This is a genomic window from Thioclava kandeliae (assembly GCF_040297545.1).
In the GTDB taxonomy this organism is placed as follows: Bacteria; Pseudomonadota; Alphaproteobacteria; order Rhodobacterales; family Rhodobacteraceae; genus Thioclava; species Thioclava kandeliae.
The window spans coordinates 1-14,779 of sequence record NZ_JAYWLC010000023.1; the positions used below are offsets into that span (position 1 = coordinate 1).

Below are 14,779 nucleotides of genomic sequence, written 5' to 3' on the forward strand. Positions count from 1 at the left end.
TACTCCTCCATCATACGGGATAAACTATCCCAAAAGGTGGACCACTTCAGTGGGGCAAGACCAGGGCAGACTAACGCGCTGTGATGGTCCGGTGCACGGGTGCGGGGATCAGGGTCGCGATCTTCTCCGCGCCTGTCATGCTGACATGGGTAGGGTTGAAATAGAGGACGCTGTCGGCTTCGGTCATCGGGCAGATCCCGTCACGGCACAGGCTGGCTGTCGGGTCAATCCATTGAAGGTCCAGCTCTCGCGCAAGGGCCTTTTGCTGTCCGGCCCATGACACAAGCATCGGTATCTGCGGATGCGCGGGCATGCTGAGCGTCGCCAGATCGCGCCCGAGCAGTTTGTAGGAGCCGGCAATCTGGGGAACATCCAGATCGGGATTGGGGATCTGTCCCAGCAGGATCACCTCCTTGCCGCCCGCAACCAGTGCCTCGACGACGGCGCGATAGCCCTCCGCCATGCCCGCGAGATCCTCGGGATAGGCCGCGCGATTGGTGGCCAGAAGGACGGTCGCGATGGTGGTGTCTGCCACGAGCCCCGCCAGCATCGCCTTGTTCGCGCTCCGGCAATCCGGGCGTCGGGGCATATCGATGCCGATGACCGGCGGGCAGGCCGAGGCGGTGATCTGGCGCACCGCGCGGTCGTGCGAGAGGGCTGCCGAGAGTTCGGTGCCGTGGCTGTCGCCCCAGACCGCGATCTCGGGCGGGGTGTCGCCCGACCCCAATATACAGGTGTCCCGGTAGGGCAGGTGTTTATGGCAACTTGCGCGCCATGGGCTGTAATCTTCGGCTCCGGCAAATAGTTGTAGCTCGGCCTGCGTGAAACGCTGGGGCATGCCCTTTTGCCACCAGATCCAGCCTGAACCCGCGATCAGGGCCAGCATCGCGCAGCCGCCCGCCCGCAGGATCGGGCGCGTGGTCGGTATCTGGGCGAAGGGCTGCTCGATCAGGCGGTAGCTCAGCCAGCCCGCCAGACCCGATGCGGCAAGCGAAAGCCCCATGACCCAGATGGCCGGTTCCTCGGGCGACAGAAGACGCAGATAGGCCATGATCGGCCAGTGCCAGAGATAGAGCGAGTAGGAGATCGCGCCGAAGAATACGAGCACCGGATGCGAGAGCCAGAGCGCGATCCGCGTGGTGCCTGCGCGCCCTGCCCAGAGGATCAGCCCCGTCCCGAGAGTGGGCGGCACCGCCCAGAGGCCGGGGAAGGGGGTCCTGGAGGAAAGAAGGATCAGGCTGGCCAGCACAAGAGCCGCACCCGCGCTTGCGAGGACCGGACGCAGACGCGCGGGCGGGACGGGCGCGTAGGCCATCAGCGCGCCGGCCAGCAGCTCGAAGCCGCGGAACGGTGTCAGGAAATAGGCGGCGGTCGGATGGTCGAGCGACCATTGCGACAGCCCCAGCAGTGCCAGCACGCTCAGGAGCGTGATCCATGCCAGATGGCGAGCGGCGCGCTGCATCACCAGCCAGAGCACCAGCGGGAAGAGCAGATAGAACTGCTCCTCGACGGCAAGGGACCATGTATGCAGCAAGGGCCGCAGTTCGGCCGCTGTGTCGAAATATCCGCTATAGCGGTAGAAATCGACATTCGACAGGAAGATCGTGGCCGAGAGGGCATTGCGGGCCAGTTCCTCGAACTTCTCGGGGCTCAGGATCAGAGAGCCTACGGCCAGACAGACGAGCAACATCGCGAAGAGCGCCGGAAAGATACGCCGGATGCGCTTGCGATAGAACTCGGCCAGAGAGAAGCGGCCCGTGGCGATATCGCGGCGCAGAAGAGCGCCGATCAGGAAGCCCGAGATCACGAAGAACATGTCCACCCCGACGAAACCGCCGGGCAGGGCATGGGGAAAGGCGTGGAAAAGGGTGACGGACAGAACGGCGATGGCCCGAAGGCCCTGAATATCGGCCCGGAAGGTTGCTGACATTTCGGGGCTGATCGGACGGTTCACGCGTTATTCCTGACACTGTTACACAACATGTCCAGCTAACAGGGATGTGGTAAAGATCCGATTATCGGCAGTTGGCCCCAGTCACTGCACCAGCCCCAATATGCGGGGCAGCCAGAGGGGCACGGCCGGCACGAAGGTGATCAGGGCCAGCACCGCCAGCATCGACAGGAACGGCCAGAACATCTTGCGGGTGACCTGTATAACCGTGCGCTCGGCCACATTCGCCGCGACAAAGAGCGAGATCCCGTAGGGCGGGCTGACCGTGCCGATGGCGCAGTTGAGGATGATGACGATGCCGAAATGTACCGGATCGATCCCCAGTGACAGCGCCACCGGTGTCAGCACCGGCACCACGATCAGAAGGGCCGCGATGGTTTCCATGAACATACAGATGAACAGCAGGAGCGCATTCATAAGGAGCAGGAAGACGGCAGGGCTGGAGGAGACCTCGCGCAGCCAGTTGCCCAGCAGGGCGGGGACGTTGTTGCTTGCGATCAGCCATGCAAAGACCGAGGCCGTGCCGATGATCAGCATGACCGAGGCCGCGATCGAGGCCGCGCGCAGGAACAGCGCGGGCAGATCCGAGAGTTTGAGTTCGCGATAGACGAACATCCCGACCAATAGCCCATAGAAGGCGGCTACCGCCGAGGCCTCTGTCGGGGTAAAAACACCGCCCAGGATGCCCACCAGAATGATAACGGGCATCACCATCGCGGGGATCGCGGCCCATCCGGCCCTGAGCAGGCGGGCAAGGCTGAAGCGTTCGGTCTCGAGATATTGCGGACCGCCGCGCTTGGCATGGATATAGGCGTTGAGCATCAGGAGCGCGATGCATATCAGCCCCGGCACCACGCCTGCCATGAAAAGTGCCCCGATCGAGATATTGGTGATCACCGCGAGCACAACCATGGTCAGGCTGGGTGGGATGACGGCTGCCATTGCCCCGGCCGAGGCGATGATGACCGCGCCGAAATCGACATCATAGCGTTTGCGTTTGAGCGCGGGTTGCATGATCGCCGAGACGGCCGCCACATCTGCAGAGCCCGAACCCGAGATGGCGGCAAGTCCCGTGGCCGCAAGGCAGGAAACCTGCAGCAGCGAGCCCGTGACCCAGCCCATCATCGCGGTCGCGAAATCGACGATGCGGCGCGAGATACCGCCTGCATCCATCACCAGCCCCGCCAGCACGAAGAAGGGGATGGCCATCAGCGTGAAGGAGTTAAGCCCCGCGAAGATCCGCTGGCTGACGATGGAGACGGGAATATCGGTGGTCAGCAGCAACGACCCCACCGCTGAGGCGCCGAGCACGAAAACCACGGGCACGCCCAGAGACAGAAGCGCTACGAAGGCAATAACAATGACAATCATCAGGCGGCCTCGTCGAGCGCTGGAACATCGGGTCGGGGGAAGGGGTCGTTCCAGCGACGGATGCAGGCATCGAGTGCCTCGATCATCATGTAGATACCCGCGACGGGCATGGTCATGTAGATATACATCATCGGGAGGCCCAGAGCGGGCGATGTCTGGAATTTGCCGAAGGCGATGAGCGGTTGGGTGCCGTAGCAAAGCACTGCTAGGAAGGCGATGATAACCGCATTGATCGCCACGAGCACCACACGGGCCGCGTTGCGCGGGAGCAGGGCAGGGAGCATATCGATGGCTACATGCTGGCCGCGGGCCAAGGCGATACCCGAACCGAACAGCACCAGAAGGATCTGTGCGAAGGTCGCGATCTCGGAGGCGGACGAGATCGGATAGTTGAAGAGATAGCGCCCTGCCACCTGAACAAGGACCGAGACCAGCATGACGCCCAGAAGTGCGACGACGATCCCTGATACGACAAGGCGCAAGGCCCTGCTGAGCTTATGCACGAAATTGGCAAGCCATGACATGGGCAGACCTCCGGTAGTGGGAGGCGAGGGGGCGACCCCCTCGCGATTGGATCAGTTGACCGCGTTGATCATCTCGTAGAGTTCTTTCTTGCGGTCATCATCGAGATATTTCTCCTTCACACCGGCCGCGGCCTCTCGGAAGGCGGCAGTGTCGGGATGGGTGATCGTCACGCCCGCATCTTTCAGCTTCTCGAGTTTCTCCGCATCGCTCTTGACGTAATACTGGCGCTCGAAGCTGCCGGCTTGCATGCCCGCATCCAGAAGCGCTTTCTGCTGGTCTGCGGGCAGCTTGTCGAAGGCCGCTTTGCCCATGACAACGGGGGCCACCAGCTGCAGCCAGCCGACCATCGCCCAATCGGGAGCCACCTCGTAGAACTTTTGCGAGTAGTAGTTGGTATTAGCGGCATCGGCGCCATCCACCACGCCCGTTTCCAGCGCACCATAAAGTTCGGTATAGGGCAGTGGTGCGGGATTCGCGCCGAACGCCTTGAACGCATCGATATGGGCGGGGTTCTGGATGACACGGATCTTCTCGCCCTTCAGGTCATCGATCGAGTTGATCGGTTTCTTGGTCATGATATGACGCTCGCCCGCCGAGAACAGCGCCAGCAGCTTGAACCCCCGCTCTTCGAGAATGGTCGAGACCAGATTGAAGATCTTCGGATCATCCAGCGCCTTGTCCATCTGTTCGGAGCTCTTGAAAATATAGGGCAGCGAGAAGGTCGCCAGATCGGGGGCGAAGTTTGCCAGTGCCTCGTTGGCGGCCACGGCGATATCCACGGTGCCCATCTGGGTGCCCTGGATGCTTTCCATCTCGTCGCCCAGCTGCGCATTGGGGAAAGTCTTGATGGTGAGGCTGCCATCGGTGTCCTTGGCCACAATCTCGGCCATCTTGTCGAGACCCACGCCATAGGGCTCGTCGGCATTGGCGTTATGCGAGGCGCGCAGCTCGGCGGCTTGGGTGGCAAGTGTAGTGGCAAGCGTGAGGGCGGAAGCCATCAGAAGCGAACGAAGTGTCATGGGTTTCCCTGTTTTTGTGGTCATTTGTTGTGGTTGGACGTCTGGCGCTCGCCGAGAAGTCCCAGCTCGGGTGCGGCAAGAATGGCCCGCAGCTTTTGCGCGGCGGCCGCGGGAAGCGGCAGGCGGGGCGAGCGCGGCGGCCCCATATCCTGCCCGATCATGCGCATCGCGGCCTTGGTTGCGGGCACATAGAGATCACCGCCGAGGGCGTTGATCAGCGGCAGCATGCGGCGGTAAAGTGCGCGGCTTGCCTCCCAGTCGGTCAGATTGCGTGCGCGTGTGACCAGCTCTGTCGAGAGCGTGGGTGCGATGTTGGAGACGACGGAGCTATAGCCCACGGCTCCTGCGAGGCAGGATTCCCACGGGTAATAGCCCGCGAAGACCTCCAGCCGTCCCTGACACAGGTCGAGGATCTCGGTCACGCGATGGACGTTTTTCGAGGTGTCTTTCACATAGAGGATATTGTCGATCTCGCTCAGCCGCGCCAGATCTGCGGCAGTGATGTCGATATTGGCGGTGAAGGGGTTATTATAGACCATCACCGGAAGGCTCAGAGACTCTGCCACGCGGCGGAAATGGGTGAAACGTTCTTCTGGCGTAGGGCTGGAATAGAAGGGCGCGATCACCATAACCCCATCGGCCCCAAGTGCTTCGGCCTCCTGCGACAGGCTGATCGTTTCCTCGGTCGACTCGGCGGCCGAGCCGATCAGCACCGGCACACGGCCCCGCGCCGTGCGGATCACGCATTCGGCCACGGCGCTGCGTTCCTCGCGTGATAGCGAGAGAAACTCGCCCGTGCTGCCCAGCGGGATCAGCCCGTCCACGCCCTGCGCGATCTGCCACTCGACATAGCCGGCCATCCGCTCCAGATCGAGCGCGCCGCTCTGGTCGAAGGCTGTCAGGCAGACGGTATAATTGCCGCGAAACGGTGTGTGAGCCATCAGTCATGACCTCAAATAACCTGTTGCTACTCACATTATTTGATATATTTTGGTCGTCAATGGGCGGATTTGATGAAATCAAAGGCTTGAGCTGGCGTTTCTCTGGCAGGAGGGGCCGTGTGGCTTTGGAAGGAAATAGCGATGCCATTTATGGAAATATCTGATTTTGGCGGGCCTTTAGAGGCGCGTAAAGCGGCCGCTGAGGAGGCGACCAGGGCGCTTGTGGAGGCCTATAAGGTAAGCCCCGACATCGTCACCTGCTATTTCCATGATTCTCGTGATGCCTATGCCCATGCCGGAAAATTTGGCGAAGATGCCGAAAAAAAGCGCATTTTTATAAAACTTCACGCCTTTCCTCGGCCGAAAGACCAGCAGAATCGCGCCGCGCGCGCCTTGGCTACGGCCTTTGCCGAGAGCTACGGCCTGCCGCTGGCGCATGTGGCCATCTATTTCGTCGCCCGTGACGAGACGGATGCCTATCATGGCGGCATCTCTGCCGCTGATATGAAACAGACGCGCTCGCGCAATAGTTGATACAAAAAACAGGGACGATTATGCAGAGATACTTCAGCGAAGATGTAGCGATGATCGACGATATGGCCGCGCGCTTTGCCGCCGACGTCATCGCACCCGCCGCCGCCGCCCTCGACAAGGCCGGGGATTTCCCCGCGGATCTTTACAAGGCAATGGCCGGACAGGGACTGTTTGGCGTGGCGCTGGAGGAGGAGGCCGGAGGGTCGGGCTTCGGAGCGCTGGCCGCCTGCGCGGTGATGGAACGTCTGGCAGGGGCGTCGGGCGCTGTCGGCAATGCCTTTGCCATCCCGACCGAGGCCGTGCGCGTCCTCCATCACCATGGCAACGACACCCAGCGCGCGCTGATCCCCGGCATTCTGGCAGGCGAGATCATCCCCAGCTGTGCGGTCACCGAACCCGATGCGGGCTCGGATGTCTCGGCCATGCGCACCCGCGCGGTGCGCGATGGTGACGACTGGGTGATCTCGGGCACCAAGGCATGGGTCACCTTCGGTCGCGTGGCCGATATGATCATGGTCTTTGCCAAGACCGATCCCGATGCGGGCTATCGCGGCATTAGCGCCTTTGTGGTGGATATGAATACACCCGGCATCTCGCGCGGGAAATCCGAGGAGCTGATGGGCATGCACGGTCTGGCCGAATGTCAGGTCAGCTTCGACGAGGTCCGCGTGCCCGCCACTGCCCTTCTGGGCGAGGAAGGCCGCGCCTTCAAGATGGCGATGGATAACTTCAACTTCTCGCGGCTTCTGATGTCGGCGATGGCGCTTGGCATGGCGCAGGCGGGGATGGAGGATGCGATGGCCTATGCCACCACCCGCAAGCAGTTCGGCGTGCCGATCTTCGAGCATCAGGCCGTGCAGTTCATGATCGCCGATATGTCGAAGGACATCACCGCCGCGCGTCTGATGATCCATCATGCCGCGCGCATGTCCGATGATGGTCTGCCCTATGCGCTGGAGGCCGCGCAGGCCAAGCTGTTCACCACCGATATGGCGCAGGTGCATATTTCCAACGCGCTCCAGATCCATGGCGGGAACGGCTATTCGCGCGAATACCGGATCGAGCGTCTCTATCGCGACGTCCGCCTGTCGCAGATCTATGAGGGCACCAACCAGATCCAGCGCGTGATCATCGCCCGCAATCTCGAGAAGCAGTATCAATGAGCCTGAGCATTCTTACCGCCGCAGAGGCGGCCAATCTCGTCCGTCCCGATCAGGTGCTAGTGGTGGGCGGCAATGGCGGCACCGGTGTCCCCGAGGCGATCCTCGAGGCGCTCGAGACCCGTTTCCATGACACCCGCTCGCCCTCGAACCTGACGCTGATCCATGTCACGGGCATTGGGGCCGTGACCGAAAAGGGCCTGTGCCGGCTAGCGCATGAGGGCATGGTCTCGCGCGTGTTCGGGTCCAATTTCGGGCTGCAACTGCCGCTGATGAAGCTGATCGTCGAGAACCGTGTGGCGGGCTACAACCTGCCGCAGGGCGTCATGAGCCAGATGTTCCGCGCGCAGGCCGGCAAGATGCCGGGGGTTGTGACCCATGTGGGGCTCGGCACCTATATGGACCCCCGTCAGGATGGCGGGCGGATGAATGCCCGCGCCGAGGAGCCCTTTGTCGAACTGACCGAGCTGGCCGGGCGCGAATGGCTGTTCTACCGGATGCCCTTGCCAGATATCTGCATCCTGCGCGGCACCTCGGCCGATGAGGATGGCTATATCGCTATGGAACATGAGGCAACGACTCGCGAGGATATGTCGATCGCCCAAGCCGTCCATAACAATGGCGGCACGGTCATCGTGCAGGTGAAACGGCTGGTGAAACGTGGCTCTCTGCATCCGCAACTGGTGAAGATTCCGGGCTTTCTGGTGGATCACGTCGTGGTCGAACCCGAGCAGATGCAGACCTATACCACGGGCTATGACCCCGCGCGCTGCGGCGAGACCCGCGTGCCGATTTCCTCGATTGCGCCCGATCCGCTGACCGAGCGCCGTGTGATCGCGCGCCGTGCCGCGATGGAGCTACGCTCTGACGAGGTGGTCAATCTCGGGGTGGGTGTGTCGGCGATGATCCCCAATGTTACCGCCGAGGAGGGGATCGAGGATATGATCACCCTCACCGTCGAGGCAGGTGTCATCGGCGGCGTTCCGGGCTATGCGCGCGAATTCGGCACCGCCTATAACCCACGGGCGATTATCGACCAGCCCTATCAGTTCGACTTCTACGATGGTGGCGGGCTGGATTGCGCTTTCCTGTCCTTTGCCGAGGTCGATCCCGAGGGCAACGTCAATGTCACCCGCTTTGGTGACCGCTATGATGGCGCGGGCGGCTTTATCGACATCACCCAGAACGCCAAACGGTTGGTCTTCTCGGGCACGCTGACGGGTGGCGGGCTGCGCTGCGCACCCGCCGAGGGCGAGATGAAGATCACCACCGAAGGACGGATGCGCAAATTCGTCGGGAAAGTCGGCCAGATCAGCTTCAACGGCGCGCAGGCGCGGGCCAAGGGGCAGGAGGTCACCTTTGTGACTGAACGCGCGGTCTTCCGGCTCGAGGCGGATGGTATGGTGCTGGTCGAAGTGGCACCCGGTGTGCGGCTGCGCGAGGATGTGCTCGACCAGATGGCCTTCGCGCCGCGCATCAGCGAGACGCTCAAACTGATGGAGGCCGCTCTGTTCCGGACCGGCGCGATGGATCTCAAAACCTGTCTGACAGGAGAGAATAATGGCCACTGAAGCACAGATGCAGGCCTGCCTTGCGGGCATCGGCCCCGAGGGTCTGTTCTATGAGGATATCGAGGTCGGCGCCGAATTCGTGACCTCGGACCATGAGATCACCCGCGAGGGGATCGCGATCTTCGGCAAGGTGACGCTGGATGAACACCCGCTGCATGTCGATGAGGACTATGCCCGCAAGGCCGGTTTTCCGGGGCTCATCGCGCATGGTCTGTTCGGCCTGTCCCTGATGGAGGGCCTGAAGACGCGGCTGCATCTTTATGACCAAAGCTCGATTGCCTCGCTTGGCTGGGATGCGGTGAAATTCCGTGCGCCCATCCTGCCCGGGGACCGCGTGTATGTCTGGATGAGGTTTTCGGGCGCGCGGGCTTCGTCCTCGCGCCCTGCAGGCATTGTCACGGAAGAGGTCGAATTGCGCCGCGCCGATGGTAGGGTCTTGATTTCGGCCCAACATCTGTCTTTCATCAGAGCGAAGGCAGAGACGCTCGCGGAGGGCACATGACCGACCTAGAGGCCCAGATCGAGCCCGCACGGCAGGAGAATGCCGTCGAGACCGCAAGCCACAATTTGCGCAATGCGATCCTGTCGGGCAAGTTCCGCCCCGGCGAGCGGTTGAAACTGGCAGCCCTTACGAAGATGTTCGACTGCTCGGTCATGCCGCTGCGCGAGGCCTTGCGCCTGCTCGAAGGGCAGGGACTGATCGAATTCAGCCCCAACAAGGGCGCGGTGGTGCGCCGGATCGATCATAAATACGTCTCCGATCTCTATGACCTGAATACCGAGTTGCGGATCATGGCGCTGCGCGGGCTGCGCGATTGCCTGACGCTGGACAAGATCGCGCAGCTGGAGGCGCATCAGCGCGCCTATCAGCAGGCGGTGGATCAGGGCGATGACGAGGCGGCCCTGCGCCATAACCGCGGGTTCAATGCGCTGATCGTGCAGTTCGGCGGCAACGACGAGGCATTGCGGATCTTCAGCCATGGCTGGGAGATGATTTACGCGTTCCGCCATAGCTTCGGCTATGGCAGCGCGCGCAGGCAGGGCCTCGCGCTGGAGATGGCGCTGATCGTCGAGGCGCTCAAACGCCATGATTTCAAACAGGTCGAGGCGCTGTTGCGGATGCAGAATGCCGCCGTGCGCGAGGACCTCTTCGAGCGGCTGCCCCCCGCAGGGGCCTGAGCCGGACATACCGCCCGCCGAGCGACGCCCGCTCTGCGGGGCGACATCAATAAGGATAGACTGATGACCAGAGTCACCAGCGCCGCTTTGCGCGGCGTGACCGTTGCTACGACCGTGCCCTTCACCGGGGACGGATCGATCGACTGGAAAGGCTACGAGGCCACGCTCGAGCACTGCGCGCGGGCCGAACAGGCGGCCTGCGTGTTCGTGAACGGCCATGCGGGCGAGGCCACCGCCATGACCGCATCCGAACGTGCCGAGGTGCTGCGCGTGACCCGCGCCTTTGTGGCCGATGGCCGCCCGCTGATGGCAGGGGTCGTTCCGACCGGCCTGCCGCAGGCGCTCTCGCAGATCGAGGCGGCGCTAGAGGGCGGGGCCGATGTCGTGACCATCTTCCCGCCCGAAGCCATTGCCGGTGGCAATGCCGCAACCCAGGCGGGCCCCAGGTTCTTCGAGGCCTTGCAGAAGGAATTCCCGCAAGTGCCGCTCTCGGTGTTCCAGTTCCCCGTAGCCTCGGGCTTCGGCTTCTCGACGCCGATGCTGGCCGAGATCGCCGCCATCGACACGGTGGTGGCCATCAAGGAGGGGTCGGGCACGATCCTCGCCTATGAGGAAAATGTCCGTGCGGTGAAGGCAAAGGCGCCCGATGTCGCCATTTTGGCCTCGAATTTCAACTGGTTCTTCGCGCAGGTGGCCTTCGGTGCCGATGGCATTCTTTCGGGGTTGGCAAGCGTCGCGCCACGTTTGCTCAACCGCCTCTGGGCGGCCTCCGAGGCGCAGGATCTGGCAGCAATGCGTGCCGCCTATGACGCGCTCTATCCGGTGGTGCAATCCATCTATCATCCCGCGCCGGTGGTCGATATGCATACCCGCATCAAGGAAGGGCTCGTGGCGTTAGGCGTAATCGACCGCTCGACCCCGCGTCTGCCGCTCTTGCCGGTGACGCCGGAGCTTGCGGCGCAGTTGCGCGAGGTCTTCACCACGATCGGCCGCGATAACGCCTGACGGCATCGGATGGGCAAGGAGAACGAGGCCCCCTCGCTGCCGCGGATGGGGCCTCGTATGTGCGCGCAGAGCTTATTGCAGTTGAAGAATGTCTGTCGGCACGTCATCTAGGCATTAGCGCGATGCTCGAACGGTGTTTCGCGTAATAGGATTGCCAGCCACCCCCCGCTGAGGGGGACCGCCAGCTTTGCATGCTCCCCGCCCGAAGGCGGGAGCGAACGGCTGGAGAAGGCGATTGGCACACAGGATCACCATTCCACGATTGGCGCAGGCGGCAGGGGTGAGCGCCTCGACGGTTGACCGCATCCTGAACGGGCGGGGCGCCGTGCAGAAGGCAACCCGCGAGCATGTGCTGGCGGTGGCCGAGGCGATCGGGTTCCACGGTGTGCCCGTGCTGCGCCGCCGCGCGGCGGAAGGGGCAGGGACCAAGCGGCTGGGCTTCGTGCTGCCGCAGGGCAACGGCCTCTATCGCGATATCGGTGCGGCGCTGAGCGAGGCGGCGCAGATCTGCGCAAGGCCCGAACTGCGCTATTATGACGAGACCGACCCCGCCACGGCGGCCATCATCTTGCAGGAGCTTGCGCAGTCCTGCGATGCGCTCGGGGTCATGTGCCCCGATGATCCGGTGCTTGTGCAGACCCTCGGGGAGCTTGCGCAGAGGCAGGTGCCGGTCTGGACGCTGCTGTCGGATCTGCCGCAGGCCGCGCGGGCGGGGTTTGTGGGGCTTGATGCCTTCCGGCTCGGGCGGAGTGCGGGCTGGTTCATGGAGCGGCTTCTTCCGCAGGGCGGCAAGGTCGCGGTGATCTGCGGCGCGTCCGGTTTTGCCGCGCAAAGCGACTGTGCCGCAGGGTTCGCAGCCTGTCTTGCGGGCCGTGGAATGGATCTGGTGTCGCGGCTCGATTGCGGCGAAAGCGACGCGACCTGCCGCAATCGCCTCTACCGTCTGCTTGGCCAGCAGCCCGATATCCGCGGGCTCTATGTGATCGGGGCGGGAATGGCGGGCGCGATCGGGGCGCTGAAACTGCTCGACCGGCCCGATATCGCGGTGATCGGCACCTATCGCGATCCCTATGTCGCGGCGGCGATGGCGCAGGGCTGGGTGGATGTCGTCCTGAGCCATTCCTTCGAGGGGCTGGCGCGCGCGGCGGTGGCACGGATGGTCCTGCCCATCGGCCATACGGGCGCGCCGGTCATGGCGCATCTGCCGCAGGAGATCCTGATCAGCGAGGGTCTTTAGAGCATCGCTGCCACCCGCCTCACGGGTGGCAGCCTTTGTGTCAGAAGCGCGTCGTCAGGCCGATCTTGTAAAGGCGGCCATTCTCGCGGTAGCTCGTCTCGTCGGAGGGTTGCTGGTCGAAGAGGTTGTCCACCCCCAGACGCAGGTTGGTCTGGTCGTTGAGGCGGTAGTTCATCGCCACATCCACCAGATAATAGGGGTCCGAATTCTGACCGCTGGGCACGGCACGGGCCTCTTCCGAGCTCAGGTCGTCGGCATCCTGATAATTGGCCTGTTTCCCGACATAGGTGAGCGTGCCCGAGAGGTTCAGCCGGTCGTTGACCGTCCAGTCGAGCCCTGTGGTGATGTTCCATTTGGGGGTCGTGGCCATCGGGAAGGTCACATCCTTCAGCGCGTCATAGGTATAGGTGTATTCCGATTTCGCCAGATAGGTGAAGGTATTGGTCCATTTCAGGCCGTCCTGCACCTGCCATGTCAGCCCGCCCTCGATGCCCGCGGTCTTGCCGCTGTCGAGATTGGTGCGCTCGTAGATCGTATAGCCGGTATCGGGATCGGTCTCGCCGGTCTGGCGTGCGCCGATCATATTGTCGACATCATTATAGAAGGCGGTCAGCTCCCAGCTGACGGTCCGGCCCTGCGCATTGATCCCGATCTCGTAATTCTGCGATGTCTCGGGCTCCAGATCCTCGTTGCCATAGATGACGCAGGGGCCGGCATAGGGTTTGCACCCGTTGCCGCGCGAGCTCATCTTGTAATTGGGGTCGAGGCTGCGCAAATCGGGGGCGACGAAGGCCTCGGAGTAGCCTGCCTTCAGCATCATGCCATGGCCCAGATCGTAATTGGCATAGAGGCGCGGCGACAGATGCTCGCCGAATTCCTCGTGATGGTCGAGCCGTGCGCCCCCCGTCACACTGAGGCGGTCTGTCAGGGTCAGGCGACCCTCGCCGTAAAGCGCCGCCGTGGTTGCCGAGCCGTCGAGCACCGTGCCGCTGGTGGTCTGCGGATCATTCAGCTCCTCGCGCATCACCGTGCCGCCCAGCGTATATTCCAGCCCTACCGAGCCCAGCTGCGTGAAGGAGGTATAGCGCGTCTCGAAGGAGGTGGTGTCATACTCGATCGGATCTTCCCAGGCCAGCGCATCGCTGTCCCAGCTCTCGTTGCTGGCATGTTCATAGCGCAGATAGCTCGACAGGGTGCCTTGCCCCAGCGTCCACTCATTGGTCAGCCCGATGCTGTCCTTTTTCACATGGTTGGTGTCATGCGCGCCTTCGGAGGCGAGATATTTATCGGTGGAGCCGGAATATTCGAGCCCCCACTCCATCGTATCGGACGGCGTCCAGCTTAGACGGGTGCCGAAATTACGCACCTTAGAGCCGTCGCTGCCATAAGCGGTCGCCGCCTCGCCATCGCTATCGGTATAGGTGAACGGATCGGGCGCATCCTGCTCGGAGATCTTGCTCCAGGCCGAAAACGACAGGGTATCGGTGATCGCGCCGCTGACATAGCCGGTGATCTGGCGGTTATCGCCGGTGGTGCTGTGGTCACCAAAGCCGAAATCGGCCGAGACCGAACCGGAGAGGGTTTTGGTCGGCTTCTTGGTGATGATATTGATGACACCGCCCATCGCATCCGAGCCGTAGACGGTCGACATCGGGCCGCGCACCACCTCGATCCGCTCGATCGCGTCGGTGGGGATGTCGCCCAGATCGCCCTGATAGTGGCGGGCGAAGCTCTTGCTGGCATTGATACGCTTGCCATCGACGAGGATGAGCGTCCGGCTGGAGGACAGCCCGCGGAAGGAGACTTTGTTGGTGCCGTCATTCGAGCGGCTCAGATTGAGGCCGGGCACCTCGCGCAGCACCTCGGTCAGCTCGCGCGCGCCCTTGGCCTCGATATCCTCGGCGCCGATGACGGTGACCGAGGCGGGGGCGTCCTGCAGCGTGGTGGTGAGGGTCGAGGCGGTGACCATGATCGGGTCGAGCGTGATATCCGTCTCGAGGGTCTCGTCCTGCGCATGGGCAAGATGGGGCAGGACCGCGACAGAAGAGGCGAGAAGCGTCCTTACGGTCAGCCGCCCGAGGTGTCGGGGCGAGGTGAGGGACAGGCGCGTAGGCATGAGGGGTCTCCCGGGAAAGTGATTTTCCGTTGGGTATCCATCACGCGGATCTTATTCAAAGTGTTTTTGTCGGGTATTATGCGGATCGCGTCTGCCTGACGTGATCCGGTTCTGGACGGCGCTGGATATGTGGCTATAATGCAACGAATGGGCCTCGTCTTGCGAGGGTT

13 protein-coding genes are annotated in these 14,779 nt (G+C 62.7%); 7 read left to right on the plus strand and 6 right to left on the minus strand.

Going from position 1 to position 14,779, the window contains the following annotated elements; genetic code table 11:
- Positions 1–70: 70 nt before the first annotated feature.
- From VSX56_RS17895 to VSX56_RS17915, 5 genes are all read right to left on the minus strand, one after another.
- A complete protein-coding gene (locus tag VSX56_RS17895; protein ID WP_350938999.1) occupies positions 71–1,954 on the minus strand; it encodes an acyltransferase family protein in 1,884 nt (627 codons plus the stop codon).
- An 81-nt stretch (positions 1,955–2,035) separates the two neighbouring features.
- Positions 2,036–3,322: a TRAP transporter large permease gene (locus VSX56_RS17900; protein WP_350939000.1), complete on the minus strand. Its 1,287-nt coding sequence runs from the start codon at positions 3,320–3,322 to the stop codon at positions 2,036–2,038.
- Positions 3,322–3,846: a TRAP transporter small permease gene (locus VSX56_RS17905; RefSeq protein ID WP_350939001.1), complete on the minus strand. Its 525-nt coding sequence runs from the start codon at positions 3,844–3,846 to the stop codon at positions 3,322–3,324. Before VSX56_RS17905 ends, VSX56_RS17900 begins: the two co-directional genes overlap by 1 nt.
- Before the next feature lie 51 nt (positions 3,847–3,897).
- Complete coding sequence (locus tag VSX56_RS17910) at positions 3,898–4,866, minus strand: TRAP transporter substrate-binding protein (protein ID WP_349295537.1); 969 nt, start codon at positions 4,864–4,866, stop codon at positions 3,898–3,900.
- 20 nt (positions 4,867–4,886) lie between these two features.
- Positions 4,887–5,807 (minus strand): dihydrodipicolinate synthase family protein, encoded by a 921-nt coding sequence (locus tag VSX56_RS17915; RefSeq protein ID WP_350939002.1) that lies wholly within the window; start codon positions 5,805–5,807, stop codon positions 4,887–4,889.
- Positions 5,808–5,924: 117 nt separating this feature from the next.
- Between VSX56_RS17915 and VSX56_RS17920 the strand changes: the two genes are divergently transcribed.
- From VSX56_RS17920 to VSX56_RS17950, 7 genes are all read left to right on the plus strand, one after another.
- A complete protein-coding gene (locus VSX56_RS17920; RefSeq protein ID WP_339114809.1) occupies positions 5,925–6,341 on the plus strand; it encodes a hypothetical protein in 417 nt (138 codons plus the stop codon).
- Between the two features lie 20 nt (positions 6,342–6,361).
- A complete protein-coding gene (locus VSX56_RS17925) occupies positions 6,362–7,504 on the plus strand; it encodes an acyl-CoA dehydrogenase family protein (RefSeq protein ID WP_350939003.1) in 1,143 nt (380 codons plus the stop codon).
- The gene (locus VSX56_RS17930) at positions 7,501–9,072 is read left to right on the plus strand and encodes an acyl CoA:acetate/3-ketoacid CoA transferase (protein ID WP_350939004.1); all 1,572 of its coding nucleotides are present in this window, start codon (positions 7,501–7,503) and stop codon (positions 9,070–9,072) included. Before VSX56_RS17925 ends, VSX56_RS17930 begins: the two co-directional genes overlap by 4 nt.
- Positions 9,062–9,574: a MaoC family dehydratase gene (locus VSX56_RS17935; protein WP_339114812.1), complete on the plus strand. Its 513-nt coding sequence runs from the start codon at positions 9,062–9,064 to the stop codon at positions 9,572–9,574. Before VSX56_RS17930 ends, VSX56_RS17935 begins: the two co-directional genes overlap by 11 nt.
- Positions 9,571–10,251 carry a GntR family transcriptional regulator gene (locus VSX56_RS17940; RefSeq protein WP_339114813.1) on the plus strand — a complete coding sequence of 227 codons (681 nt, stop codon included), beginning with the start codon at positions 9,571–9,573 and terminating at the stop codon, positions 10,249–10,251. The genes VSX56_RS17935 and VSX56_RS17940 overlap by 4 nt, the downstream gene beginning before the upstream one ends.
- A 63-nt stretch (positions 10,252–10,314) precedes the next feature.
- Entirely contained in the window at positions 10,315–11,256 is a 942-nt protein-coding gene (locus VSX56_RS17945; RefSeq protein WP_350939005.1) for a dihydrodipicolinate synthase family protein, read from the plus strand.
- Positions 11,257–11,491: 235 nt separating this feature from the next.
- Positions 11,492–12,493: a LacI family DNA-binding transcriptional regulator gene (locus tag VSX56_RS17950; protein ID WP_350939006.1), complete on the plus strand. Its 1,002-nt coding sequence runs from the start codon at positions 11,492–11,494 to the stop codon at positions 12,491–12,493.
- Positions 12,494–12,533: 40 nt separating this feature from the next.
- Here the strand turns inward: VSX56_RS17950 and VSX56_RS17955 are convergent, their stop codons facing one another.
- On the minus strand, positions 12,534–14,609 hold the full coding sequence (locus VSX56_RS17955; RefSeq protein ID WP_350939007.1) for a TonB-dependent receptor plug domain-containing protein: 2,076 nt from the start codon (positions 14,607–14,609) through the stop codon (positions 12,534–12,536).
- Positions 14,610–14,779 lie beyond the last annotated feature (170 nt).